At 46.0% G+C, this 25,705-nt stretch carries 21 protein-coding genes; 10 read left to right on the top strand and 11 right to left on the bottom strand.

Annotated elements, in window-relative coordinates; genetic code table 11:
* Positions 1-534 precede the first annotated feature (534 nt).
* The 4 genes from QUA45_RS12070 to QUA45_RS12085 all read right to left on the bottom strand — a co-directional run bounded on the left by QUA45_RS12070 (position 535) and on the right by QUA45_RS12085 (position 6,151).
* Positions 535-1,380 (bottom strand): nitrate ABC transporter ATP-binding protein, encoded by an 846-nt coding sequence (locus QUA45_RS12070; protein WP_333098265.1) that lies wholly within the window; start codon positions 1,378-1,380, stop codon positions 535-537.
* A 184-nt stretch (positions 1,381-1,564) separates the two neighbouring features.
* Positions 1,565-3,565, bottom strand: coding sequence for a nitrate ABC transporter ATP-binding protein (locus QUA45_RS12075; protein WP_333098264.1), 2,001 nt, complete (start codon positions 3,563-3,565; stop codon positions 1,565-1,567).
* Between the two features lie 278 nt (positions 3,566-3,843).
* The gene (gene ntrB / locus QUA45_RS12080; RefSeq protein WP_333098262.1) at positions 3,844-4,686 is read right to left on the bottom strand and encodes a nitrate ABC transporter permease; all 843 of its coding nucleotides are present in this window, start codon (positions 4,684-4,686) and stop codon (positions 3,844-3,846) included.
* 79 nt (positions 4,687-4,765) lie between these two features.
* Positions 4,766-6,151: a CmpA/NrtA family ABC transporter substrate-binding protein gene (locus QUA45_RS12085; protein WP_333220859.1), complete on the bottom strand. Its 1,386-nt coding sequence runs from the start codon at positions 6,149-6,151 to the stop codon at positions 4,766-4,768.
* 699 nt (positions 6,152-6,850) lie between these two features.
* Between QUA45_RS12085 and QUA45_RS12090 the strand changes: the two genes are divergently transcribed.
* Complete coding sequence (locus QUA45_RS12090; protein ID WP_333220860.1) at positions 6,851-8,128, top strand: leucine-rich repeat domain-containing protein; 1,278 nt, start codon at positions 6,851-6,853, stop codon at positions 8,126-8,128.
* 97 nt (positions 8,129-8,225) lie between these two features.
* Here QUA45_RS12090 and QUA45_RS12095 read toward each other — a convergent pair whose 3' ends face one another.
* Positions 8,226-10,991: an HAD-IC family P-type ATPase gene (locus QUA45_RS12095; protein ID WP_333220863.1), complete on the bottom strand. Its 2,766-nt coding sequence runs from the start codon at positions 10,989-10,991 to the stop codon at positions 8,226-8,228.
* Between QUA45_RS12095 and QUA45_RS12100 the strand changes: the two genes are divergently transcribed.
* Together QUA45_RS12100 and QUA45_RS12105 are read left to right on the top strand one after the other, a co-directional pair.
* Positions 10,990-11,223, top strand: coding sequence for a hypothetical protein (locus QUA45_RS12100; RefSeq protein WP_333098255.1), 234 nt, complete (start codon positions 10,990-10,992; stop codon positions 11,221-11,223). The genes QUA45_RS12095 and QUA45_RS12100 overlap by 2 nt on opposite strands.
* Before the next feature lie 33 nt (positions 11,224-11,256).
* Positions 11,257-11,415, top strand: coding sequence for a hypothetical protein (locus tag QUA45_RS12105; RefSeq protein ID WP_333098253.1), 159 nt, complete (start codon positions 11,257-11,259; stop codon positions 11,413-11,415).
* Positions 11,416-11,496: 81 nt separating this feature from the next.
* Here QUA45_RS12105 and QUA45_RS12110 read toward each other — a convergent pair whose 3' ends face one another.
* On the bottom strand, positions 11,497-12,951 hold the full coding sequence (locus tag QUA45_RS12110; RefSeq protein WP_333220865.1) for a methyl-accepting chemotaxis protein: 1,455 nt from the start codon (positions 12,949-12,951) through the stop codon (positions 11,497-11,499).
* Positions 12,952-13,366: 415 nt separating this feature from the next.
* On the opposite strand from QUA45_RS12110, the gene QUA45_RS12115 reads away from it, so the two are divergent.
* Complete coding sequence (locus QUA45_RS12115; protein ID WP_333098249.1) at positions 13,367-14,389, top strand: cysteine peptidase family C39 domain-containing protein; 1,023 nt, start codon at positions 13,367-13,369, stop codon at positions 14,387-14,389.
* 383 nt (positions 14,390-14,772) lie between these two features.
* On the opposite strand, the gene QUA45_RS12120 is transcribed toward QUA45_RS12115, so the two are convergent.
* Positions 14,773-15,261 carry a hypothetical protein gene (locus QUA45_RS12120; RefSeq protein ID WP_333098248.1) on the bottom strand — a complete coding sequence of 163 codons (489 nt, stop codon included), beginning with the start codon at positions 15,259-15,261 and terminating at the stop codon, positions 14,773-14,775.
* A 170-nt stretch (positions 15,262-15,431) separates the two neighbouring features.
* Positions 15,432-16,460 carry an isochorismatase gene (locus tag QUA45_RS12125; RefSeq protein WP_333098247.1) on the bottom strand — a complete coding sequence of 343 codons (1,029 nt, stop codon included), beginning with the start codon at positions 16,458-16,460 and terminating at the stop codon, positions 15,432-15,434.
* Positions 16,461-16,537: 77 nt separating this feature from the next.
* Here QUA45_RS12125 and QUA45_RS12130 point away from each other — a divergent pair, with 77 nt between their 5' ends.
* Both QUA45_RS12130 and QUA45_RS12135 read left to right on the top strand, forming a co-directional pair.
* Positions 16,538-17,269 carry a TVP38/TMEM64 family protein gene (locus QUA45_RS12130; protein WP_333220867.1) on the top strand — a complete coding sequence of 244 codons (732 nt, stop codon included), beginning with the start codon at positions 16,538-16,540 and terminating at the stop codon, positions 17,267-17,269.
* A 16-nt stretch (positions 17,270-17,285) separates the two neighbouring features.
* Positions 17,286-18,821: a mercuric reductase gene (locus QUA45_RS12135; protein ID WP_333220869.1), complete on the top strand. Its 1,536-nt coding sequence runs from the start codon at positions 17,286-17,288 to the stop codon at positions 18,819-18,821.
* Between the two features lie 153 nt (positions 18,822-18,974).
* Here QUA45_RS12135 and QUA45_RS12140 read toward each other — a convergent pair whose 3' ends face one another.
* The 3 genes from QUA45_RS12140 to QUA45_RS12150 form a co-directional block, all read right to left on the bottom strand.
* The gene (locus QUA45_RS12140) at positions 18,975-19,565 is read right to left on the bottom strand and encodes a Uma2 family endonuclease (RefSeq protein WP_333220871.1); all 591 of its coding nucleotides are present in this window, start codon (positions 19,563-19,565) and stop codon (positions 18,975-18,977) included.
* A gap of 74 nt (positions 19,566-19,639) precedes the next feature.
* Entirely contained in the window at positions 19,640-20,488 is an 849-nt protein-coding gene (locus QUA45_RS12145; RefSeq protein ID WP_333098241.1) for a phosphatase domain-containing protein, read from the bottom strand.
* Between the two features lie 220 nt (positions 20,489-20,708).
* The gene (locus QUA45_RS12150; protein WP_333098240.1) at positions 20,709-21,794 is read right to left on the bottom strand and encodes a T4 RnlA family RNA ligase; all 1,086 of its coding nucleotides are present in this window, start codon (positions 21,792-21,794) and stop codon (positions 20,709-20,711) included.
* Between the two features lie 190 nt (positions 21,795-21,984).
* Between QUA45_RS12150 and QUA45_RS12155 the strand changes: the two genes are divergently transcribed.
* From QUA45_RS12155 to hemC, 4 genes are all read left to right on the top strand, one after another.
* Positions 21,985-22,545, top strand: coding sequence for a hypothetical protein (locus tag QUA45_RS12155; RefSeq protein WP_333220874.1), 561 nt, complete (start codon positions 21,985-21,987; stop codon positions 22,543-22,545).
* Positions 22,546-22,690: 145 nt separating this feature from the next.
* Complete coding sequence (locus QUA45_RS12160; protein WP_333098237.1) at positions 22,691-23,743, top strand: hypothetical protein; 1,053 nt, start codon at positions 22,691-22,693, stop codon at positions 23,741-23,743.
* Positions 23,744-24,103: 360 nt separating this feature from the next.
* Entirely contained in the window at positions 24,104-24,343 is a 240-nt protein-coding gene (locus QUA45_RS12165) for a hypothetical protein (protein WP_333098236.1), read from the top strand.
* Between the two features lie 48 nt (positions 24,344-24,391).
* Entirely contained in the window at positions 24,392-25,363 is a 972-nt protein-coding gene (gene hemC / locus QUA45_RS12170; RefSeq protein WP_333098233.1) for a hydroxymethylbilane synthase, read from the top strand.
* Positions 25,364-25,705: the final 342 nt, after the last annotated feature.

The following is a 25,705-nucleotide window of genomic DNA, read 5'->3' on the forward strand; positions in this document are numbered from 1 at the left end:
CCAAATCCCTTCTCTTACTTGATGAATGAGAGGGAATTCTTATTTTCTTCTGCCTAGAGTGACAGAAGAGGGATATTGACAAAAGCCTTAATCCATGAAACACCGATAAGCGTTCCTGCAGTGTGCCAGTTCCCAGGGTGGAATGCACCAACCACCGATCGCCCAAAAACAGTTAATAACATGAAGAAGAAGCCCACCCTCGATCGAAGGTGGGCTCAGTTCATGCCAGCTTACCGACAGCTAGGCAATCGGGTCTCTTCGCTGGTAGACGTAAAATATCGGAAAAAGATCCGAACGTCCGAAAAAACTTATCGCCCACCATTAAGCTTCAGTTTACCCAACCGGATCGGGAAAATTGCGCCCCTAGCGATGTTCCCCTGAAACCGGGGAACACTGGGGCTTCAACTTTTCAATAGACTTCTGCAAAAAAGCTAGTCTTGGGCCGGCAGGATGCCCAACCCCTACTCCGCACAAGAATTAAAATTGTTCGAGAAGTCTCATAATTCTCCTCTTTAACTTTGATTTGCCAACCGATTAAGCATCGTGATCGTGTGCAAAACGACGGAACAGGAAATCTAGGGCGTAGTTCCGCAAATTGTAGTATTCCGGATCTTCCATCATTTGAACCCGATCGCGCGGACGCGGGAAAGGAATCTCCAAAACTTCGCCAATTGTCGCCGACGGGCCATTAGTCATCATCACCAGTCGATCGGCCAAAAACAGCGCTTCATCAATATCGTGAGTAATCATCAACACCGTACAGCGGTGATCGTTCCAGATTTTCAGCAATTCTTCCTGCAATTCCTCCTTAGTAATTGCGTCCAGAGCACCAAAAGGTTCGTCTAAAATCAGCACTTTCGGGCGAATTGCCAAAGCGCGGGCGATCGAGACCCGCTGCTTCATCCCCCCCGAAATTTGCGGCGGTCTTTTCTCAGCAGCTTCTGTCAATCCCACCATCGCCAAATGCTCTTTGACGATCGCATTTTTTTCTACCTTCGACTTATTCGGAAATACAGCATTAACCGCCAGATAAACATTTTCAAACACCGTCCGCCAAGGCAGCAAAGCGTAACCCTGAAACACCACCATGCGATCGGGACCCGGCTTCGTAATCCGCTGCCCGTTAATCGACACGGTACCCTGGCTTGGATGGCTAAAACCCGACACCATATTTAACAGTGTTGATTTGCCGCAGCCCGAGTGTCCGATCAGAGCAATAAACTCTCCCTCAGCTACATTCAGATTGACGTTTTCTAAAGCCCTGTAACCGTTTGGATATACTTTATAAACATTGTCCATCACCAAAAAAGGTTGGCGGCGGCTTTTTCCCCGCTGGATTTGAGTTTTGGTGTTCGTCTGGTTTTTAGTGGTGTTGAGCATGGGTTTAGGAAATTGTGAGTGGGTGATTCGCCAATAAAGAAGGAAGTTCGGCAACGAGCGATGTACGGGATGTAAAAGATGTAACGGATGTCATGAACAGGGAATTGCTCACTAGCAATTAACAGCTAAAAACCAACAACTAACAATTAGCAATTTCCCTGTTTTTATCTAACTAAAAACCTCTCTAAGCAGCTCTGCGGCCGGAATCGAGTACAACTTCAGCCATCGTGAAATCGCGTTTAATCGCCAGATTGTTGAGATAGCCGATCGGATCGTCAGCATTAAACACCGAGCCGTCAAACAAGCTGAGAGAACCGCGAGTGTAAGTAATATCAGCCATCCCCAGCTCTCGGGCCGCCGTGCTGAACGCACCGACTCGCACCACCCGTTCCAGAATTTCCACCCAGTTGCGCGGGAACACAGTATCGCCCCAGCGCGCCATCTGTACCATGTGCCACAGTTGTTCGGTGCGGCTCGGGCGATTCACCCCCTCTCCAGAAAACAAGTGGTGGGCGTATTCCCGCATCGGAGTATCAAGGTTGCAAGCAACAGATTTCGGGTCGCCTAGTTGGATGTAACTCTTGTCGGTGGCGACGTACTCCCTTCCCGCGACAATTTCCGAAACCTCGGCGGCGTGATTTGGATCGGCGCAATAGTGGCAAGCTTCCAGCAAAGCTTTGACTAGAGCAATGTGAGTGTTGGGATAAGCATTTGCCCAGTCTTCCCGCACCCCCAGAATTTTCCCGGGGTGTCCGGGCCACAGTTCCAAATCTGTCGCCACCGTAAAGCCGACTCCTTCCATCGAGGCCCGCAAGTTCCAAGGTTCGCCGACGCAGAAACCGTCAATAGTGCCACCCTGCAAGTCAACGATCATTTGAGCCGGTGGGATATTTTTCAGCAACACATCGCGATCCGGGTCAATGCCACCGGAAGCCAGCCAGTAACGCAGCAACAGGTTGTGCATCGAAGACGGGTGAACGATTCCCATACGGTGCGTTTGCGCGGGCGTTCTCTGGAGCATTTTTTTAAAGTCTGCCAGAGTGTAGATTCCTTGGTCGTAAAAGCGCCTCGCGAGGGTAATTCCGTTGCCATTGCGGCTCATGGTGAGGGCTGTAACCGTCGGAATCGGCTTCTCTTGGTGGCCTCCCAAGCTCAACCACACCGCCATCCCAGAGGGCATTTGAGCTGCGTCTAAGTAACCTGCGGCGATGCCGTCTACGATGCCGCGCCAGCTTGTTTCCCGCACGAGGTGGACTTCATCGAGGCCGTGCTTGGCAAAAAAGCCTTTTTCTTTGGCGACAGCGAGGGGAGCACAGGCTGCCAGCGGAATAAAGCCGAGTTCGAGGTTGACTTTTTCCAGACCGTGGCGGGCGATCGCGGGTACTTTCCGCGCCCGCAGTTTTTTCACCCGCTTCTGCTGGTTGAGGAAGTAAATCATTTCGCTGCGTAGAGCGTAGTAGCTGGGGTGTGAGACTACTTCCATCCGTTTGCGGGGGCGGGGGATGTCTACTTCGAGAATGCCGCCAATCTTCGATTCTGGGCCGTTGGTGAGCATGACGATGCGATCGCTCAGCAACACGGCCTCATCCACGTCGTGCGTTACCATCAGGGCGCTGATTTCGTACTCTTGGCAAATTTCCATCAACTTTTCTTGCAAGTTGCCCCGAGTCAAAGCATCCAAAGCGCCGAAGGGTTCGTCTAAGAGTAACAGTTTGGGCCGCAGGGCCAGAGCACGGGCGATCGCCACGCGCTGTTTTTGTCCGCCCGACAGCAGTGCGGGTTGCTTCTCGGCGTGGGGCGTCAAGCCCACCATGTCGATGTGTTTTTGAACGATTTCGAGGCGTTCGGCCTTGGGTAAGCCGCTCATTACCGAGTCTACGGCTAGGGTAATGTTTTCTCTGACCGTCCGCCAAGGTAGCAGGGAATAGTTTTGGAATACTACCATGCGATCGGGGCCTGGCTGGGTGATTCTTTGTCCTTCTATTGTCACCAATCCTTCTGTCGGCAGATCCAAACCTGCCACCATATTTAGTAGCGTAGATTTACCGCAGCCTGAGTGTCCTATCAAGGAGATAAATTCTCCTTTTTTAATTTCTAAGTCGATGCCTTTGAGGGCTATGTATGTGCCACCGTCTGTTAAATTAAATACTTTTCCGACTTGTTCTACTGCAATCAAAACAGACATGATTTTCTTGCCTTTTTTGTAGGTTTGTTATTTCGCTAGATATTGATTGTTGACTGTTGACTGTTCGCTGTTTGCTGTTTGCTGTGGATTGTTAGCTGTTAATATATAACAGCTAATAGTTAATACATTCCTGGATGCCTAAAACTGGTCTTTAAACTAACCAAAATACTTTGTTTAATCCCTCAACAATAGTTGAAAAAACAGGTTTCTGAGCCTCGGAGTTCGTACTTCCTGTAACAGTCAACCGTCAACTGCCAACCGTTAAACCATAGAATTAGCTACTTTCCTTGAGGGGGGGCAATTTTTTGCTGCAACCAAGCCATCATGCGATCGAGCAACAAACCAACAGCCCCAATGTAGAACACCGCTAACAGAATTTCGCTGATGTAGTTTTGCTGGTAAGCATTCCAAATAAAGAAGCCGATACCCGTAATCCCCGACATCACGATTTCCGCAGCAATAATCGCCAGCCAAGCCAAACCGATCGCAATTCTCAATCCTGTGAAGATATAAGGAAGCGCCGACGGAAACAAGATATTCATGTAATATTCCTGACGAGAAAGCTGCAGCACTTTCGCCACGTTGTTGTAATCGTCGGGAATTTGGCGAACACCTTCAGCCGTGTTGATTAAAATCGGCCAAACTGAAGTGATAAAAATCACGAACAAAGCAGCAGGTTCGTTTTGTTGCAGTGCAGCCAGGGCAATGGGCACCCAAGCCAAAGGGGCCACCATCCGCAAAAACTGAAAAAGCGGATCTAAAGCGCGGTTTAGAAAAGGATTTGTACCTACCAAAACACCCGTACCAATTCCCACAACGGCCGCGAGAGTGTAGCCTTTTGCCACCCGTTCCAAACTCGCCAAAGTCTGCCAAAATAAGCCAATTCCGTAGGTTTTGGAGTTCATGAAAGGATACATCAACAAGATCCGCGTCCGTTCGTCAGTCCAAATGCTGATCGGCCCCGGCAGTTTGATCAGTCCCGTACTTGACAAGAATTGCCAAACCAACAGAAACCCCAAAACTCCTAAAATTGGCGGCAAGATATTTGGGGAATTCTTCTTCCAAAACTCGCCAAAAGCTCCTTGTGCATTGCCGCCTCTCCGACTTGTACTTACAGCCATGCTGCTAATCTCCTATGTCTGGTGCTGTGTATTTTCGAGACTAAATTTCGAGACTAAATTATGGGAAGCTAAAACCCCATCACACTTTTTTAATTGCCAAACTCTTGAGATAAGCTTCTGGCTTTTCCGGGTTGAATTCTGTGCCGTCAAAGAACTTTTCAACGCCGCGAGACGTACTTTTCGGAATGTCAGCATCAGCAACTCCGGCTAATTTTGCTGCGGCTTTCCACAAATCTTCGCGGTTGACTTTATCGATGATTGTCTTAGAATCTGCCAAGGTTGTTGTCGGCAGGAAACCCCAGCGAACGCTTTCGGTTAAGAACCACAAATCGTGACTCTTGTAGGGATAAGAAACGTTGCCGAGGTCGTCTTTCCAGTACAGCGGACTCATCTTGAAATCGTCGATCTCTGGTTGGCCGTCACCCATCATGTACTTGCCTTGGTAGGGAGGTGTCAAAACTGCCGGAGGTACGTCAAAGAAGTTTCTGCCAGAAGTAATGGCAACTAATTCGGGGCGATTTTCTGGTTTGTCGCACCACTGCTGGGCTTCGATCAGTCCTGCTAGCAGGGCTTCGGTGGCTTTCGGGTGTTTGTCTACCCAGTCGCCACGAATAGCGAGATATTCCTCTGGGTGATCTTTCCAGATTTGGCCCGTGAGGGCGGACATAAAGCCGATGTCCTCTGTGACGATCCGCAGGGGCCAGGGGTCACCGGTACTGAAACCGTCCATGCTGCCGGTTTTCATGTTGGCTACGGTTTGCGCTGACGGTACTGTTAGCAACTCGGCTTCTGTGTCGGGATTGATGCCGTTAGCTGCCAGCCAGTAACGAATCCACAAGTCTTGATTGGCTTTGGGGAAGGTGTAGGCTGCTTTGAAGGGTGTGCCTGTTTGTTTGAGGCCTTTGATGTAGTCTTGGGCGGCTTGATCTAGTTTGAGCCCGATGCCTTTGCCTTTGTGTTTTCCGGCGATCGCAATTCCATTTCCCTGAGTGTTCAACTGGGCCAGAACATACATTGGGATTTGGACGCTGTTTTTGGTAATCAGACCTTTACTAATTTGATAAGGCATGGGCATTTGCCACTGGCCGCCGTCGATGCCGCCGCCAGCAGATCCGATTTCTACGTTATCTCTTGCCGAGCCCCAGTTTGCTTGCTTGGCAATCGTAACTTCGGTCATGCCGTATTTGGCAAAAAAGCCTTTTTCTTGGGCAATGATTAAAGGTGCTGCTTCGACGATCGGGATATATCCCAATGTGATTTTAGTGCTTTCAATTCCTTCGACTCTTTTCTCGTTGGCAACAGCCATTACTGAGGTAGCTGCGGGTATCGCGCCGTCAGCACCGGCAGTTGCACCGGGTTCTGGGGGATTTCCCAAACAACCTTTGAGCAGTATTGAACCCAGGGCAGATGCACCTGCTGTGACGATAAATTTGCGCCTGGAAAATTGATCGGAAAATCTTGTCATAGTCTAGCCTCACTGCAATTCATAATCTTCTGTAACGACATCACTGAAGTTTATCAATGCGCTTTTTTTGTGTTCGCTAATTGGGTTGAGCGAACTGTTTTGAGCGCAGGTTGGCAGGAGGGAGCCAAAGATTTATCGCTAGCATAAGTCTTTAAACTATCCCTGCTGATTTGACTTTTTTGATTAATATCGATATTTCGAGCTGCCGAGTTGTGTGAACTCACTTTTTGCGAGCCACACGTTTCCTTGGCTTCGTTATTAGCTTACCGTACTCTTGCGGAAATTATAAAACAATTATTAAATTTGATTGATAAGCAAATCTTTTAGGAGTGCGATATCGATAAGGAGCCGTTGGGAAGGGCGAGCCGGTTTGCTTATCAAAACCGGGTCAAACTAAGACTGGCAGGGTAAAGGTTGTAGCGAATGGCGATCGCGTGGCATTCAAATAGATTGTCAATAAGCTCTCAACATCTGAGCGATCGCACATTTACTTTGTTAATATGTGTATATTTTTTTTAAGGTGGCGGTTAATTGTATTTTAAAATACAGAAATAAATACTGTTTTATGGTAGTGCTGTTTTCTAAGAGTTAACTGGTTTTCATTGGTGGACTAAGATTGGCGCTTAATCGTAAGTGATTTACCAAACTAAATATTAAATCCTAAAACTTGAAATTTCAGAAGATTAGAAGTACAAGATTATGACACTTATAGTTGCAGAGAAACACATTAATTTACAAAAGTCGATCGCAGTTATTTGTAGCGCGATCGTCCTAACATTATGTGGAAGTGGACTGTCTGCTTATGCCGCCGAAACGCGATCGTCCAACAGTAGACGAACATTTGCTGATTGGTGTCGCCAAAAAGCTGATTTGAGTCCTGAAGCTAAACATACTGTTGAGGTGCTGTTGAAAAAAGCTGAGACTACAAACTGTGATGAGGCCGATCGGAAACTTTCGAGTCTCATTGAACTCGACCTCATCAACAATTCTATCAGCGACATCAAACCATTGCAATCCTTGACCAACCTGGCCGATCTAGACCTCACATTCAATCAAATCAGCGACCTCAAACCGCTAGAATCCTTAACTAATCTGAGCGATCTCGACATCAGGAGCAATAAAATCAGCGACCTCAAACCGCTAGAATCCTTAACTAACCTGACTGTACTCTCCCTCGGCGAAAATCAAATCGGTGACATCCAACCGCTAGCATCTTTGACTAACCTAAAGCGTCTAGAGCTCTGGAAAAATCAGATCGGTGACATCAAGCCGCTAGTATCTTTGACTAACCTAACTTTGCTCTGGCTCAGCGAAAATCAGATCGGTGACATCAAACCGCTAGTATCTTTGACTAACCTGACTTCACTCAACCTCAGCTACAATCAAATCGGCGACATCAAACCGCTAGTATCTTTGACTAAACTGACTTCGCTCTGGCTCGACAAAACTCAAATCGGCGACATCAAACCGCTAGCATCCTTGACTAACCTGAAACAGCTCTTCCTCTACAACAATCAGATCGGTGACATCAAGCCGCTAGCATCCTTGACTAGCTTGACTGAACTCTGGATCAACAACAATCAGATCGATGACATCAAACCGCTAGCGTCCTTGACTAACCTGACACAGCTCAACCTCAGCCACAATCAGATCGATGACCTCAAACCGCTAGCATCTTTGACTAACCTGACCGATCTCTGGCTCGACAGCAATGAAATCAACGACATCAAACCGCTAGCATCTTTGACTAACCTGACCGATCTCAGGCTCGACAGCAATGAAATCAACGACATCAAACCGCTAGCATCTTTGACTAACCTGACTTATCTCCGGCTCGTCAACAATCAGATCGGTGACATCAAACCGCTAGCATCTTTGACTAACCTGACTGAACTCGGGCTCAACGGAAATCCGATCGCTCCCAAAACTTGTCCCCTCAAACCAGAGTCTATCTGTCATTGGGAACCCTTAAATTAAATGCTAAAACTTTACAGGCGGTAGGGTGCGTCAGTGGGAAAATCCGAGTTTATCGTGCTCACCACAAGCCTGACGCACCATACAGGTTAATGGTGAATTAGTTGGGCGGGTCAAAGCGGTTGACCCAGAGAGCAACACCGATCATCGGTAGGGCTACGCCGAAGCAAATCAGCCACTGATCCAAATTCATTGGAGCCGTCTCAAATATGCGATTGACAAACGGAGAATTAGCAAAGATGATCTGCAAAATCACCGCCATGACAATTCCCACACCGAGGGCGGGAGCGCCGCTAACTTCTTCCTTAGAACCGCTAAATTTAGCAATCAAAGAAGGCAGCAACTGGCTGAGACTCAACAGGTAAAAAATTCTCCCCATTACCAAAGCTTGAATCGCCATCGTGCGGGCCAGTTCCAAGGTTCCCCAATCCGCTTGGCGTACCCATTCAAACATTCCGAAAATCAGAGTCCAATTGTAAAGAGAAATAGCGATGATCCGCTTGATCCGATTTCCGGTGAGGAAAGCTTCGTTTACCGGTCGGGGCTGCTGTTTCATGACTCCCGCTGACTTGGGCTCGAAAGCCAGAGGCACTGTCATGGTGATCGAGTTGAGCATATTCAGCCAGAGAATTTGTAGCGACAAAATCGGCAATTCTCGACCGAGGAGGGTGCTGAGCAAAATTGTCATCGATTCTCCGCCGTTGACTGGGAGAATGAAGCTAATTGCTTTGAGCAGATTTTTGTAAACAGATCGCCCTTCTTCAACAGCAGATTCGATCGACGCAAAGTTATCATCGGTAAGAATCATGTCGGCGGCTTCCTTAGAAACCTCAGTACCGCTGCCCATCGCAATCCCGATATCCGCTTGTTTCAGCGCCGGCGCGTCGTTAACGCCGTCTCCCGTCATCGCCACGATTTCGCCTTTCTGCTGCAAGGCTTCTACGATGCGGAGTTTTTGTTCTGGGGCGACGCGGGCAAAAACTGAGCCGGCTTCTACGGCTTCGCCGAGTTCCTGCTTGCTCATTTCGGCGAGTTGAGCGCCGGTGTAGGCTACAAGTTCTCTGTGGTGTTTAGTTTTGCGGAATCCCATGCGGCGGGCGATCGCCTTGGCTGTAGCGATGTGGTCGCCGGTAATCATTTTGACTTGGATGCCGGCGGTTTGACAAGCTTGGACGGCTGCGATCGCTTCTGCCCGCGGCGGGTCAATCATGCCTTGCAGTCCCAAGAAAACCAAGCCTGACTCCAAATCCGAGTGATCGACGGAATTTTGGCTTTGGGGTACTGGCTTTTTCGCTAAAGCCAAGACGCGCAAGCCTTGCTTTGCCATTTCATCGACTTGATGGTGAATTTCTGCGCGATCGACTTCTACCGGATTTCCTTGGGTATCGAGACTGGAACCGCAGCGGCCGAGAATTGATTCTACTGAACCTTTGACGTACAAAATTTTGCCACTGGGAGTTCGGTGCAGCGTCGCCATGTATTGAAACTGAGATTCAAAGGGAATTGAATCCAGTCGCTGCATTGACTTGGACAAAGTTTGCTGGCTCAAGTCAGCTTTTTTGCCTGCAGCAATTAACGCTCCTTCTGTCGGATCTCCGACGACTATCCAATCATCATCTTTAAATTCCAGGTGAGAGTCGTTGCAAAGGAGTCCAGCTTGCAAACATTCTTGCAAAGTAGGAGCTTGGCTGACAGTAATTGGCAGTTGGTTGAGTTGAATTTCACCTTCGGGGCTGTATCCCGTACCCGTAACCGAGTAGGATTCGCCGCCAGAATAGATTTCTTGCACCGTCATTTGGTTTTCCGTCAAAGTTCCGGTTTTGTCGGAACAGATGACTGTAGCGCCGCCGAGGGTTTCGACTGCGGGCAATTTGCGGACGATCGCGTGGCGATTTGCCATCCGGGAAACGCCTACGGCTAGGGTGACGGTAATGACGGCGGGTAAGCCTTCGGGAATTGCGCCGACAATCAGGGCGACTGCGGGTTCGACTGCTTCTTTAAAGGCTGAAACTCCCGCAGGAACTGGCCGCCCCAATCTGACGGCGAAGGTCAAGGTTGCCATTCCCAACACGAATAACAGCCAGTTTTGACTGAATTGGTTGAATTTGCGGGTTAAGGGGGTGGTGAGGTCGATGTGCCGATCTAATAGTTGGGAGATTTTGCCGGTTTCGGTTTTATTGGCGATCGCAATTACGATGCCGCTAGCTTGGCCAAAAGTGACAAAACTGCCGGCATAGGCCATGTTATCCCGTTCTGCTAGTGGCGTTTCTTGTGGCAGAACTATGTCTCCAGATTGTCCTAATTCTTTTTCGACAGCAACAGATTCCCCGGTGAGTCCCGACTCGTCGATTTGCAAGTCGCGCACTTTCACTAATCGCAAGTCTGCTGGTACTTTGTCGCCGGAAGTCAGGATTACTAAGTCACCGACAACGAGTTCTTTGGAGGGAATTCTTAATTTTTTGCCGCCCCGAATGACTGTGGCTTCGGTGGTGACAGCTTGGGCTAGGGCTTCAATTTTTTTCTCGGCTCCAGCTTCTTGGATGAAACTAATAGTAGCGTTGGTGGTTGTTACGCCCCAAATTACGCTAGCGTTTAGCCATTCTCCGATAACTGCTTTGATTAAACCTGCACTCAGCAAGATGATCAGGAGGGGTTGGTTAAATTGCAGGATAAATTTTAACCAGGCTGGTTTCGCAGCTTTAACCGTTAGTTCGTTTTGCCCGAATTTCTGTTGGCGATGGTTGGCTTCTGTCGGTTCTAAACCGCTTTCCAGGTTGGTTTCTAAGATAGTTGCAACCTTGGATATTTCTAGGTAGTGCCAATATTGCTCTGCTACGTCTACATCGTTGGCGGATCTTGATGGCATGATTCTTCCTGAATATTTGGGGTGTCTGACGAACTTCGATCGCTCCTTAATAGGCACGCTCAATACAACTCACCGCTCGTTGGAGCGTGAATATATTGAGCGACCTAATTGTTTGTTGATTACTTTAACGGGCTGTGACTTACATCTATATTACAACGGATGTGGCCGTTTGTGGCAAGAGATTTTGGGGATTTTTTCCAGCGCTAAATCTTGTTTGGGACTTGGTGGCTAAGATGGGGAAAAGTCGATCGAGTCCCTTGACATTTTGCCAACTTTAGGTTTGGTTGAAGAAAGTCTGTTTGGGCGGGTGTTAGTTCGATCGTCCGTTACAGAAGAGGATTTGTTTAAGGGCAGAAATTCGATCGTCCTAGCTTTCGCGATGCCATCGCCTGCGAACACTTTGACTTGGATGCCGACTGTTTGACAAGCTGGGAGGGCAGCGAGCTCAATTCATGACTCAATGCTATCAATTGCTCGTCTGCTATCCCAAAAAACTGAGCACCCTTTAGACCATTGAATTGAGATTTTGGGCTGCATCGTTCAATTGTTGAGTGCCTACTTTGGTTTGAGTAATACCACTAGCGGTTTCTTTTGCTGCTAGGTTGAGGCTGTTCATCGCATCCACTACTTGTTTAATCGCAACTGCTTGTTGTTGAGCAGTTAGAGAAATTTGTTGATTGTTCAATACCACATTGTTAACAGCATTTGCTACTTCCGAGAAAGCTGCTGCCGTTTCTTGACTGATTTTTGTTCCTTCTTCTACTGTTTTAGTACCTTCCTTTGTCACCGTTACAGTGGAATTTATCGCATTCTTGATATCATCGACTAGGCGGTTAATTTTCTCTGCTGATTTCTTACTTTTATCTGCTAGTTTGCGGATTTCTGTGGCTATGACAGTAAAACCTTTGGCGTTTTCGCCCGCCCGGACTGCTTCTACTGAGGCATTCAGTGCCAGCATATTTGTTTGATTGGCTAAATCTGTGACATCAGTAGAGATATTGCCAATCTGATGGGTTTGTTGGCTCAATTGCAGAATTTGTGCCGCGATTGCCCCGACATTTTCTTTCAAAATTATCATCGATTCCAGGGTTTGCTCCACTGCTAGGGTTCCCTTTTCAGTGATCTGTAAAGCTTGGCGTGCAGATTCCGCACCAGCTTGGGCTTGCTGGGCTGATTGTTGGGAAGCAGCGCCCAACTCATCCATTGTGATTGTAGTTTGATTTACAGAGCTAGATTGCTGTGCGGCTGTGCGTTCCTGCTGTTCAACTGTGGCAGCAATCTCTGTGGAAGAACTAACAATCATATTGACGGACTGATTCAGTGTCTCTGCAATTCCTGAAGCAATCCACCGAGCGATCGCAATTGCCATAATCGCTGCTAAAGCCGTGCTTAAAATCACCACTGTACTCAGGAACTGCAAAGCTTGAATCTGTTTCTTTTCTTGAGCGAATAAATTACTTTCCTCGGTTCTTTGAAACTCCTTAGCGATAGCATCAACCTGACGAAGCTTTGGTACAATTTGGCTCTTCCATAAGTTAAGTCCATCGTCTTGCTTACCTTGGTCAACCAAAGAAAAGGCTTGGTTATAGCCTTTGTCTATCTTATCTTGTAAGACATTCATTTCCTCTAGCCGCTGGCGCTGCTGTGGGTTTTGAACCCGCTTCAGTAAATCCTGATAGAATTCGTCAAAGCTCTTTACCGCATTATTGTATTCAGTTAAAAAATCACTATCTTTTGCCAAAAAATACCCGCGAGCAGATTTTTGCATACCTGCAAATCCTAGCTGTTGCTCTTTCAAATCTATAACAACAGCATGAGAATTATTTAGCAATTTTCCTTTTTCTTCTACCTCTTTAGCATTAAAAAAAACCAAAGTAGCTGCTCCAACTGAAAGCAAAATCGGTATGGAATATCCCCACAGGATACGCTGTCTTAATTTGGTCGCTTTGAAGTTAATCATCGAAAATTTTCCTTATTGTTACAAAAAATCACTTAATCGCCTTCAAAGCAATAGGAACTGCATATCCGAGTAACATCAGGTTTCTCAGCTTTAAATTGGCAAACATGGCAATATCTCCTTTTAGGTTAGGTAGCTAAATTATCTGATTCTCAACCATTTATTCAGACTCATCAAAAAAATATGGCAAAACTTAATATCCAAAATCGATGCAGGTCAAAGTTTTTAGGCTTGAGGATTGTTTTGCCTGCTTCGATTTTGGATAAATCCTGTTTATTCGATTGTAGCGGGTAATGGAGGAACAAAGCGCAAACATCGTCAAATTCTCTCCCCACTCGGACTCCCTCCAACTCTTGATTGGGGTGTAAGTCGATCGCATAAATGTTACAACCTAGTTAAGCGATCAAATTCTGAACTTATGGAAATATTTGTGACGCTGGTGCTGGGTTCGGTGATGTTACTCTGGGGAATGCGGTTCGGGCGGGTGTTAGTTCGATCTGGAGTAACGGCTAACGATTTGTTTAAGGGCAGAAATTCGATCGCCCTAGCTTTTTTGGGTTTTTATATTGCCTTGCTGCTACTGGCTCTAAATCTGCCTCAAATGCCAGCTTTGCCGATCGAGTGGCGCTTTCACGGGATGCGAGTTACTTGGACTTTGCTACGAGTCATGTTGATGGGAGTCTGCGGTATTGGTTTTAGTATAAGTTGGTTTACCGCGCGATCGCAAGTAATCGCAGTAATTTTAATTTGCTTGTTAGGATTCGGAGGATTTACAGGCGCTGAAAACTATTTTATGGCGCCCATTTACGCTGATTTAATAGATAATTTGCTGCCCAACGGTGTATTTCGACAAACATCTAACAGCAGTTGCGCGCCGGCGGCGCTAGCAACAGTGTTGAGACGTTGGGGAATCGAGGCGACGGAATCGAGTGTAGCGCGTTTTGCCGGCACGAGTCGCTTGGGAACTTCCATGCCTCAGTTAATAATAGCAGCAAGAGCTTTGGGCGTAAATGCGATCGAACTGGCGCCAACTTGGGAGCAAATTCAGCAAATTAATCGCCCCGGAGTGCTAGCAGTTTGGCTGTTTGACGGCCCTCGGAAGCTACCGCACGCGGTGGCTTTGCTGGGAATGAATGACAGTATTGCTGCAATTGGAGACCCGGCGCGGGGCAGGATTTTCTATTTAGATAGGGCAACTTTTGCCCAGATTTGGCGCGAGGAATACGTGCCGATTTTTCGGTCGGCGGATATCTTGTTAAGCGATCGGCAAGCTATTGACTATTTGAGTAAATTAGGATATAATTCGGGTAATTTGCTCGCAGATATTGAGCGCTTTCAAAAAGACAAAAAATTAAAAATCAGCGGCCAATTAGACCGGATGACGGAGTTAATGTTGAGCGGCAGTTTTTTGGAAGGAGTTCCCCGATTGGATGGGAAATAGTTATGGGAAATCATCCAACGCAGAGGCACTCTTGACCTGCAGAAAATAGGAATTATGCGGTTTTTATTCAAACAATCTTTGAGTTCTTCGTTCCTAGCGATCGCAAATATTCGATCGCCCCAGCAGACGATCGGCGATCGCACCTTCGTAGCATAGCTGCATGAAATTACCCATATAACCGTAGGCAGTTGCATCTAATTCCTCCTCTATTTTAGGCGTTGCAGAATTTGAGGAGGATTCTTGTGGGGAGTAGGGTTAGGCGTCCCGCCTGCTGTGAAAATACACGCCTTCGGGGTACGAGAGTCGATGCCACAAAACCATCAAAATCATCCCGCAATTACGAAACACCCTATTTTTAGAGTCGATCGCACTTTGGCCACGCCTCACCGTTTTTGACAATTGGGAACAGTTGAATCGCTCATTTTAGGATCGGAAAGTTTGACTTCCCATCCATTTGAATTCCACCAATTAACTCGCTGATTTGGCTGAATCCAGAAGTTTAGCTGCGCGATTTTTCCATCCTCAAATCTGAGTTTTGGAAAGGTAGGATAACTGGTATCATCGGTTTCGCGGTAAGTGCGTCCCAGGTAATTAATGCAGGTTGTTAATCCCTCAGCAATTCCCACTTCTTCCACTCCAGTTCCCTTCAATTTCGCATCATCGTAGCTGAAAGAACCGTTGAATGAATTGCCGGCTAACCTGCCTTTGGTAACAGTGACGGTGAAATCGTAGGTGACGGGAACTGCGCCGGCTTTGGTTGCAGTTAAAGATGCGATCAGAAGAGTGGTGGCGATCGCCAGCGAGAGTTTTGAAATTGCTTGCACACTCGCCTCCCGAAAAAGAACAACACTATAAATTTCGCTTTCAGCCATCGGGAAACTCCTTAACTACGCTTCTCTCGTAAGTGATTTACCGGATATGATATCATAAGTAATCAGTTAAAGGCGATCGCAGCAGAGTGCCAAGCGAACAAAAATTACCGCCTCTGGTTAATCCTGTATACTTTTTTTGCACTGAAAACCCCAAGATAAAAAACTCGTCTTTAATCGCCCAAAATTAACTCACTAGATTTAACCACATTCATTCCCGCAGCCGCAAATTTTTGATAAGCTGCATCTGCTTGTTCCGTAAAATCCACAACACCCGGAACAACCACAGGCGAAGTGCAATCTTCCAACAAATAAACCTTCTTTGCCAAATTCGGATCTCGCGTCAAAATTTCCGTTAACAAATCATCAATTGTCCAAGCAACGCAGTGACTTTTGGCTTGTCCGGCAATAATTACTGCATCAAAATCGAGCAATTTATCAATAAACTTAGAATTTTTTTCCGCAATCGGATTGCCGTCGAATCCATCTAAAACTTCTGGCCGCAAAACAGAATAGTTTTCTGTCAGTGGATTCCCGCCTTTGATTTCAAAAACTGCTTGGCTGTTGCGGGCTATAGTATGAAAAAATACTGCTTCTTCTACCGCAGAAACCAGCGCGTGTCCGATGCCGCCCAGCATCGAGTGATAGGGCCAAATTGTCAGGGGATATTTCCCATCGTCGCTGAGTTTTTTGACGTAGTGGAAAGCTTGTTTTTCGAGTGCTGAAAAATTGCCCCCGCTGATGCTATCGGCGACGGCGGGATTGACTTTCCAAATGCCTTTTTGGACATCTTCAAATGTAATAGAAGTTGCGGCTGGTAGGGGGTGTTCGCCAGCTTCGTTTATCCAAAAGATTGGATGAAAAATTTGCATGGCGGTGTGGGTATCCATTGTGGGCGCAATGGTTGTAATTGCGTTTAAATTGCGGTAAATAAATTCGCACAGCCGCAGGTTGTCATCAACTGCACCGCTACCGGAACGCCCGCCCACAAATAGTTCAAATTCAGGCAAGCAAAAGGTATTTTGGGCATCAATTATCAGCAAACAAATGCGGTTTTTGTCGCTGGATGCTGGCTGGATGCTGTGCTGCTTTGCCCAATCTTGCGCTTGGACGGCACGTTCTCGGTAGGGGACTCGCCAGAATTCGCCTACTTTTTTGGGGTCGAAATGTTCGGGGATGGGAAGTTGGGCTTTTGGTGTCATGACGATAGCTTTTAGGATCGTTTACAGTAATAATTTAAGTGGGAAGTATAATGCTGATAAATATTTGCGGGTGAATCATGGCAAAAGAACGAATCCAAAATTATGCTAGGGTAAAATTTAAACGCATAGTGTTGTTTTTTTCGATCGCCCTTTTGCTCGCTCTTTTAATTGTAGCAACTAGATATGCCTACGTTCAAGATGTTTTGAGAGCTGTGTTAATGCGGATCGAGGATTTAGGGTGGTGGGGGCCGGTGGCTTTTGTAGCTACTTACAACTTGGCTACTGTGCTGTTTGTACCGGGTTCGGTGCTGACGCTGGGAGGGGGGGCAATTTTTGGTTTGTGGTGGGGTTCGGTTTACGTCTTTGTGGCGTCCATTTTAGGTGCTGTATTTGCTTTTGCGATCGGGCGCTATTTGTGCCGCGATCGCGTGGTAAAATATATGGAATCTCACCCCAAGTTTAAAGCTCTCGATCGCGCAGTTTCCCAACAAGGATTAAAAATAGTTTTTTTGACTCGTCTTTGTCCTTTATTTCCTTTCAATTTATTGAATTACGCTCTGGGAATTACTCAGGTTTCTTTGAAAGATTACGTGCTGGGTTCCTTTGGCATGATACCGGGTACAATTATGTACGTTTACTCGGGTTCTTTGGTGGGAGAGGTTGCTGCGATAGGCGCGATATGTCAGTCCACAAGTCCCCAAACAGAAGCAGCAAAATGGTCGCTCAATATCCTCGGTTTTATTGCTACTGTCGCTGTTACTGTATTTGTCACTCGGATAGCCAGCCAAGCTTTGGAAGAAAGTATTTAATTAGGAGGATTTGCCAATGCTGCCGTCAAAAGTCGATCGCGTAACTGTCCCCCCGATGGACGAACATAACCAGAAATTAGTCTCCTATTTGCATCCGCCCGATTGGGTAAATCCGCAGCCGGCTAGTTCTTATAATTTAGTAGTAATTGGCGCGGGGCCCGCTGGATTAATTGTTGCTGCCGGTGCCGCAGGTTTGGGCGCGAAAGTTGCTTTGATTGAAAAACATTTGATGGGCGGCGACTGTTTGAATGTCGGTTGTGTGCCGTCAAAAGCTTTAATTCGATCGTCCCGCACAGTCGGCGAGATCTGGAATGCCAGTAAATTTGGCGTTCATATTTCTAACGGTGCAGAAGTGGATTTTGCCGCTGTGATGGAACGGCTGCGCCGCATCAGGGCGGGAATCAGCGATGTTGATTCTGCTGAACGCTACCAGTACAAATTAGGAGTTGATGTTTTTTTAGGTTCGGGTCGTTTTACTAGCAACAATACAGTAGAAGTTGCAGGTCAAACTCTCCGGTTTAAAAAAGCAGTAATTGCCACAGGTGCAAGGGCGTTACAACCACAAATTCCCGGCTTACAAGAATCTGGATATCTGACAAATGAAACTGTTTTTAACCTCACGGAAAAACCGCAACGTTTGGCAGTAATTGGCGCAGGGCCGATCGGCTGCGAATTGGCTCAAGCCTTTCGCCGGCTGGGTTCGGAAGTTGTGTTGCTGCACAAAAATGCTCAGATTTTAGACAAAGAAGATGCGGATGCTGCTAAAATCGTGCAGCAGGCTTTTGTACGCGAAGAAATTCAACTAATACTAGAATCTAAAATAGAGCGCGTTGAAAAAACAAATGCAGGCAAAGTAATTTATTATAAATATCAAGATAAGGAAGCATCGGTAATAGTAGATGAAATTATTGTGAGTACAGGGCGATCGCCTAACGTGGAAGGATTGAATCTGGAGGCTGTGGGCGTTGAATACGATACACAAACAGGCGTATTTGTCAACGATAATTTGCAAACTACTAATCCCCGCATTTATGCCGCTGGGGATATTTGCATGAAACATAAATTTACTCACGCGGCTGATTTTGCCGCGAGAATGGTAATTCAAAACACTCTATTTTTCGGGCGCAAAAAGCTCAGCGCTTTGACGATACCTTGGTGTACTTACACAGACCCGGAAATTGCGCGCGTCGGAATTGGCAAACACGAGGCTAAGGAAAAAGGCCTTGATATCGATACATTTTTAATTCCTTTCAGTCAAGTCGATCGGGCAATTATTGACGGCGAAGAGGAAGGATTTGTGAAAGTTCACGTCAAAAAAGGCAGCGATAAAATATTAGGTGCAACTATTGTAGCGCGACACGCTGGTGATATGATTAGCGAAATTACTTTAGCAATGGTTAATAATATTGGTTTAGGAAAAATTGCTAGCACAATTCACCCGTATCCGACACAAGCTGATGCAATTCGGAAAGCGGGAGATGCTTACAATCGCACTCGTTTGACGCCGTTTGTGAAAAATTTGTTTAACCGCTGGCTGGCTTGGACGCGATAGATAAATAATTGTGGAACAGGCATCTTGCCTGTTCATTATCGGCTTTTATGGGCGGCGTCGAAGCCCAACCCCTACTCTCCACAAGAAAATTCACTCTCTGTGGAACAGGCCAGAAAGCGTGTTCAGGAAAGAGGTGCAAAATGAAGGGTGTTTTTATGCTTCTGTTTCTGTTTTTGTTTCAAATCCAACACCTTCATACAAAAGTGCGATCGGCAAATCAAACCCAATACTTGATAAAGTGATAATCTCCCCAGCAGTGTAAGAATAGTACAGCCACGTTCTCCCCTCTCCCCGACAGTAACGCTCAACAAAAATCTTTTGTGAATCAATCAAGATATACTCTTGCAAAGTCGGAATTTTTAGGTAACAAGTGAATTTTTCATCCCGATCTTTAGCACTTGTACTGGGAGAAAGAACTTCCACAATGATTTTAGGATTCGGAATGAAATTGCGCGAATTAATGTCTTCTGGATCGCAACTGACTATCACATCAGGGTAGTAGTAACGGCTTTGAAAGTTAACTTGCAATTTCACATCTGACACGTTCATCCGACAGCCTCTGGAACGCAGATGCGGGCGTAATGCAGTGTAAAAGTTAAGTGCAAGATCGTTATGAGGAATTGTACTGCCCGTCATGGCAAAAACTTCGCCGTTGACATATTCGTGGCGAATCTCTTGTTGAGCTTCCCATTCGAGATATTCCTCAACGGTCATTTTTTGGGCTGGTTGGGGAATGGATATCATAACAAAATTTTTGTCAATGTTACTTTGATTGTAGCATTAGGAGTTGGGAGATACCCGCGCCAAAAAACCCGGTCTTAAAAATCCCCTTCATCTACTTGGAATACCGTCAATCCCAAGCCTCTCCACATATCAACAACTTGCTGGCGATCGTCCAACACAAACTTAACATTATATTTTCCTGCAATATGCTGCCGATAAAATTCTTCCTTCATAATCGCATCCTTCCTCATATCTCCGGTTTTCCGCATATAAAGAGCGGCATAATTGACCTCATACTGCTGCAACCATTTTTCCGTTTGAGGCTGACAGTCGTCTGTGCGGCCCGACACTACAATAATATGGGCGCTGGACTGCCACTTGCGAACTGTATCTAAGACGGGCTGATTGGGCAAATCGCGATCGCACCTCGAAGCATCAAAAGGATTTCTGCCGTTGAGAAGCGCCAGCGTACCGTCCATATCCACAATAATTGCATCCGGCAAATCCGGGTTATATTCCGGCGGCTCAACGGGAACCCGCACATACTTATTGTACATTTTCATGATCACATCTTTCCCCACCGAATTAAGCCTTTTCAAATCCCGTTTAATACATTCCTCCACCGGAACTTGTAGGAAAGAATCATTAACTTCGACAACAGCTTTACCTTTAACTAACTCCTTGATATGCTCGATGTGAGGCCCAAAATTAGTATCATCAACAATGACGTGTTTGCCACTTTCCAAAGCCATCAAAATAATCGTATCTCTCAGCTTCACAATAAACTTTTCATTCGCCGGCGACCAATGAGAAGCGTGAGCCATTTCTCTGAGCAAATCTTTATTGCTACGCACCCACTTTGCAGGTTCAGACAGCAGCAATTCCCTAGCAAATTGAGATTTTCCAGAAGCAGGTAAACCGACAAGTACAATAACTCTTTTCATGGTAAGTATAAGGAAGTTCGGCAACGGATTCTGTAACGGATGTAACGGATGTCAGGAAGAAGGAAGAAGGAATAATGCTCATACAGCAAGATTTTTAGCTACCTGTATCTTAGGCTTAATTAGCTGCATTTACTTCTTTATTCTGTCACCTAAATATAATTTTAATTTTCGTTCGTAGTGAGGATTTTAGTCCTCCTTCAAGAAACGACTGTAGTCGTTACTACAAACCTAGATGGATGTAATCTAAACCCAATAGCTCCTCTATTTTATGGATCGTAACATCACGGAGAGCTTCTTTCACTCCCGCAACTCTTCGGGCTCGCAAAGAAAACAAAATTCCGGAATACGGCAAATGTTTCACAGCTAATGCAAAATCTTTCTGAATTTCGATATGTTGGTGCTGTCGGTAAGCTTCCTCGATTTCTTCAACCAAAGATTGATATTTGTCCTTAACTTGTTGATACAACTCACTCCACTCAGGAAAATAAGTTAAAAACTCTTCTCCTTCATTAGTTAAAACAATTTCTATCAGGCGGCGGGTCGAAAACCCTTCGCGCAGATGGGAAATCGCGACATATTGCGGAGACTTAACTTTAACTCGGTTGAAGTTAGCGTCGCAGATAATATACCCTTCCGAATCCATCGGGTCTAAATGTTGAGCCGCTTCGATAACTTCTTTCCAGCTAGTTAAAGGATAGGATGCTACCAATTCCCAGCCGTATTTATTAGCCCAAAGACTCGGGTCTGTTTCTAGCAGCGTTTGAGTGTTGCGAACCCCGTGCAGCACGATTTGATTTTTTTGTTGCTGGACAACTATTCTATTGTAAGGCGTCATCAACTCAAAGATAAAACACTCGTCTGTTTCTTGTGGCAATTGATATCCCAATTCTTGCCATACTTTCCAAAAAAGTTCGGCAAAGCTGAACCCAAAACCATTAACTTCGCCGGCGGCGTCGGGAGTGCCGCTAGATTGCACTCTCCATTCTCCCTTGTAAAAATACAGTACAGTCAGAGAACCGTCTAGTTTTTCGTAAACTTTGGCATTTGTCCAATCAATTGCAGCAGCGTGAATTTCTCCGTAATTAAAAAATTTGTCGTAGGGATAAGAAACTATCTGCCAATCTTGAGATGAATCTAAAATAATGCCTCGGCACTGCTGGACTATTTTTTCGCCCAATGGAGATTCTATCTGCGAGTATTTCAGACAGACTATATCGGGATATTGGCGGTGGCGGGTAACTTTGATATGATAAGTTTCGGACAAAGTTTCCAATCCGTGCTGGCGCAAATACTCTTGCAGTTCCACGATCGACTCCTAAATTGCTCGCCTTCTCTATATTATAGATGACTCCATATTCTGGCAACCTTGTCAAGATAGTCAAAAAACATTTCTCCCGGAAAAGCGAGTGTTAATTTGGTATTTTGAATTATGGTTGTACATAAGTGAATGCGGTTCGCCGCCAAACTAAACTCTTGGAATATTAAGGTAAAATACCGTGAGGAAGAAATTATTACTTTTGGCTACTTCTGCTGGTGTATTAACTGCTTTAGTACCTCTCTCTGTTGTTTTTGGAGCTTCACAACTGTCGCAGCGACAATCGGGAACAACACAAATTGCTCAAGGAGGCACTGCGTTTCCGGTAAATGAAATTTTGCGAAAGTTAAAAGGCAAAACGCAAGTGCCTATTTTTATTCCCAGCAGGATTCCGGTTCCGCAAAAAATGTACTATCCAACTACAGCACAAGCAAACAGCTATAGTATTTCAATCGAGTATAAACCCGATTGCGGCGGTACGACTGTTTGCACTTTTGGGTCAATTGAAGGTCAAAAAGGCGGCGACTTTACTACAAAACTAGAAGGGGTAACTAAGACGTTAAAAAATGTCAAGCTTGCGGGCGGAGTGAAAGGAGTTTTTCATAACGGTTGCGGGGCTTACTGCACAGCAACTCTTCAGTGGAAAACTCAGGGTTTTATGTATACCGTCGCCATTAAGAACGGACGAGAATCTGATTTAATTTTAATAGGAAATTCTGCTATTCAAGCTGGGAAGCGTTAAGTTTAGCAGTCGGGGAGGCACAACTTCTATATGTAGGGTGCGTAAGGACGCACCTTACCGTTATTGTATGATATATCTTAACTCGCACTCGCCTCTTACAAGATGCTATATTTTTTTGCGCTTACCTACTTAGGGAGAAATGAGGATGAGGGGAAGATGGCTATTTGCGGCGATTTTTGCTTGTGCGGTGACTGCTTTTACGATTCCCTACCCTTCGGGAACCCCTGCGGGGAACGGGATAGCTTCGCTTCACGCACCTTTGATACCAAACTCAGCGTTAGCCAGAAATGAACTCCCGATTACAGAAATCCGCTGGTTTAATTATTCCCCTGAAGATAGCTGGCAACCGATACAATTTATTGTACCCGATCGCAACACTGCAAAATCGGCCGACCGCCGTAAGTTGCGGTTGTACGATGTTCATATTGCCAAGATGTTTGAGATTTCTCATTTTCTCTGCGATCGCGATCGTGCTTCTGAGGGTTACAATTGGTCTTATCAAGCGGAAAATGGTAATATTGAGATGGGACGCTTCAAAATTAGCTGCAATCTCGCCCGTTCCATAGCCACAGCTTACGGCTTAGGCAAACCAGAAATTACAGTGATTCGCCGCAGCTTCAACCTGAAAAATGGTCGCCCTTCTTTTTCCATAGAAAAATACTCTATTCCCACTTTTAACATTGCTAAAAATAGAGTTGTGCAGTGGAGGGATTTTGTGCAGAAGTTTCCCCCAATCCCCGATAACTCAGGTGCAAACCAAGCTAACAGTCGTTTTCCTGCGAGTAACATTTCTAGACAAATCAAAGGCAAAACGCGAGTGCCTGTTTTTCTTCCGAGTAGACTTCCTTTATCTGACGTTCAGCAACTTGATTTTGATGTGCAAGCCGGTGCCCACGGTTACATTGTGGGAATGTATTTAGGCAAAGGATGCCGGGCAGCATCCTGTTATTTCGGCACAATCGAAGCTAAAAGAAATGAACCGTTTTCGCCTCCTTCGCGATTGCCACAGGATACTTATAGAAGCATTGAATTGGCAGGTGGCATCAGGGGAATTTATTTCAATAATTGCGGTGCTTACTGCACTGCTTTTGTTGAGTGGCAAAGGCTGGGGGTGCTGTACCGAGTCACAAGGAAAAACGCACGGCAGCAAGAAGTTGTGCAAATAGCAAATTCTGCACTTCAAGCAGGGCAGCGTTAATACCATTTTAGATTTTAGATTTTAGATTTTAGATTTGGTAATGGCTATCACTAGACTCCAATTGCATTCATTTGCAAACAATCTATAAATTATCTGCGTTTATCTGCCTTGCATCTGCGGTAGATCGATGGGAGATATATGCAATAAGTCTACTTTTTATGCTAAGCTATTTGGTGGCTTTATAAATAAGATCGCAATTGCGATCGCCCTTTTCCCCTTCCCACTACATTTCTCTCTCCAAATCTCGCAACCTTTGAGCTAATTCTTTCTCGCTGCAGCTAAGCTAACTCCTCATGTCAACCAGGTTCATCCGGCTCGACCCTAGGTAAATCTTACATCGCCGCCAGCGTTTGCTTCGGAATGTCGATCGCCCCCGTGCCAGCGACGCCCCATGCAGGATGGGAAACATCATCAAGGGTTACGGCTGCTGGCGGTCATACGATTTTAGATTTTAGATGGGCAATGGCTTATTATGTAAAGGTTTGGAGCTTGCCTACCATTGCATCCTTTTTTCACACAGGCGGTCAAAACCTGGTATTTCTATTTTATCGCCCGAATTATCCCAACCAGCAATTAAAGTCCCCACCTGCGGTACGCTAGATCAGGTGAATATATTGGCTGATTTCAAGCTATCCTCCGATCGATCTTATGTCCCCAACCACATCTGCCCCTTCCCGAACCGTTCGCATCGGTTCCCGCAAAAGCCAACTCGCTCTCGTGCAAACCCACTGGGTGCAAGAACAGCTACAGAAACACTTCCCGGAACACACTTTTGAAGTCCACACCATGTCCACCCAAGGGGACATAATTCTTGATGTCGCCCTCGCTAAAATTGGCGATAAAGGACTTTTCACCAAAGAATTAGAAACGGGGATGATTAACAATGAAACGGACTTTGCCGTTCATTCCCTCAAAGATTTGCCTACCAATTTGCCCGAGGGTTTAATTTTAGGATGCGTCACCGAACGGGAAAATCCCGCTGACGCCCTGGTAGTTCACTCCAAGCATAAAGACAAGCAACTAGACACCCTGCCAGAAGGTTCAGTAATCGGCACTTCTTCCCTGCGGCGGCTAGCTCAACTGCGACACCATTTCCCTCATTTTGAATTTAAAGATATTCGCGGCAATCTCAATACTAGACTCGCTAAATTAGATGAGGGCGGTTACGACGCGATTATTTTAGCAGTGGCCGGCCTCGAAAGATTGGGAATGGGCGATCGCATCCACCAAATTATCCCTGCAGAAATCTCCCTTCACGCCGTCGGACAAGGTGCTTTGGGCATCGAATGCCGCGCCGGAGACACAGAAATCATGTCAGTGATTAAAGCTCTCGAACACTCGGAAACCGCCCAAAGATGTTATGCTGAACGCGCATTCCTGCGGGAATTAGAAGGTGGCTGTCAAGTACCAATCGGCGTCAATACCAAAATAGAAAACGGTCAATTAACCTTAACCGGAATGGTATCGAGTCTCGATGGCAAGCGATTCGTCAAAGATACTGTTTCCGGCGCCGCCGAGACTGCTGAAATGCTGGGAATTGACCTCGCTCACCGACTGCGCCAACAGGGTGCTAGTGCAATTTTGGAGGAAATATTTGTCCAAGTTCAACGTGGTTCCTAAAACCGCTCCGCATCTCTTGGTCAATGCTTTTAGATGCGATATATCGCCTTTTGTACAATAATAAAAATAACAGGCGTTTCGCGGCAAAACAGATAGAATAGCAGTCTGATTGTAGATTGTTGATGGGATTTTAGGTAGGACTTGCGCGATAGATTTCAAAAATATCTGACTAATTTAGGACGCTCCGCACGGGTGTTAAGCAACCCGGTTTCTGATGTAAGTCTCGCTGTATAGCCCAAGATTTATGGTAAAAACCGGTTTTTTTTCGTAAGTCCTATAATTCTTAATCTACCCATCCACAATCTACAATCAAACATCCAAAATTAATCAGCAATTTATTTC

Origin of the sequence: Microcoleus sp. Pol12A5, from assembly GCF_036701435.1 — a bacterium.
In the GTDB taxonomy this organism is placed as follows: Bacteria; Cyanobacteriota; Cyanobacteriia; order Cyanobacteriales; family Microcoleaceae; genus Microcoleus.

Coding starts and splice junctions, on each gene's coding strand:
- QUA45_RS12140 (WP_333220871.1), bottom strand. CDS start 19,565: ATGATATCCATTCCCCAACCAGCCCAAAAAATGACCGTTGAGGAATAT.
- QUA45_RS12075 (WP_333098264.1), bottom strand. CDS start 3,565: ATGTCTGTTTTGATTGCAGTAGAACAAGTCGGAAAAGTATTTAATTTA.
- QUA45_RS12130 (WP_333220867.1), top strand. CDS start 16,538: ATGGCAAAAGAACGAATCCAAAATTATGCTAGGGTAAAATTTAAACGC.
- QUA45_RS12160 (WP_333098237.1), top strand. CDS start 22,691: ATGAGGGGAAGATGGCTATTTGCGGCGATTTTTGCTTGTGCGGTGACT.
- QUA45_RS12110 (WP_333220865.1), bottom strand. CDS start 12,951: ATGATTAACTTCAAAGCGACCAAATTAAGACAGCGTATCCTGTGGGGA.
- QUA45_RS12135 (WP_333220869.1), top strand. CDS start 17,286: ATGCTGCCGTCAAAAGTCGATCGCGTAACTGTCCCCCCGATGGACGAA.
- QUA45_RS12095 (WP_333220863.1), bottom strand. CDS start 10,991: ATGCCATCAAGATCCGCCAACGATGTAGACGTAGCAGAGCAATATTGG.
- QUA45_RS12100 (WP_333098255.1), top strand. CDS start 10,990: ATGATTCTTCCTGAATATTTGGGGTGTCTGACGAACTTCGATCGCTCC.
- QUA45_RS12115 (WP_333098249.1), top strand. CDS start 13,367: ATGGAAATATTTGTGACGCTGGTGCTGGGTTCGGTGATGTTACTCTGG.
- QUA45_RS12120 (WP_333098248.1), bottom strand. CDS start 15,261: ATGGCTGAAAGCGAAATTTATAGTGTTGTTCTTTTTCGGGAGGCGAGT.
- QUA45_RS12070 (WP_333098265.1), bottom strand. CDS start 1,380: ATGCTCAACACCACTAAAAACCAGACGAACACCAAAACTCAAATCCAG.
- QUA45_RS12125 (WP_333098247.1), bottom strand. CDS start 16,460: ATGACACCAAAAGCCCAACTTCCCATCCCCGAACATTTCGACCCCAAA.
- hemC (WP_333098233.1), top strand. CDS start 24,392: ATGTCCCCAACCACATCTGCCCCTTCCCGAACCGTTCGCATCGGTTCC.
- ntrB (WP_333098262.1), bottom strand. CDS start 4,686: ATGGCTGTAAGTACAAGTCGGAGAGGCGGCAATGCACAAGGAGCTTTT.
- QUA45_RS12090 (WP_333220860.1), top strand. CDS start 6,851: ATGACACTTATAGTTGCAGAGAAACACATTAATTTACAAAAGTCGATC.
- QUA45_RS12145 (WP_333098241.1), bottom strand. CDS start 20,488: ATGAAAAGAGTTATTGTACTTGTCGGTTTACCTGCTTCTGGAAAATCT.
- QUA45_RS12165 (WP_333098236.1), top strand. CDS start 24,104: ATGTCGATCGCCCCCGTGCCAGCGACGCCCCATGCAGGATGGGAAACA.
- QUA45_RS12085 (WP_333220859.1), bottom strand. CDS start 6,151: ATGACAAGATTTTCCGATCAATTTTCCAGGCGCAAATTTATCGTCACA.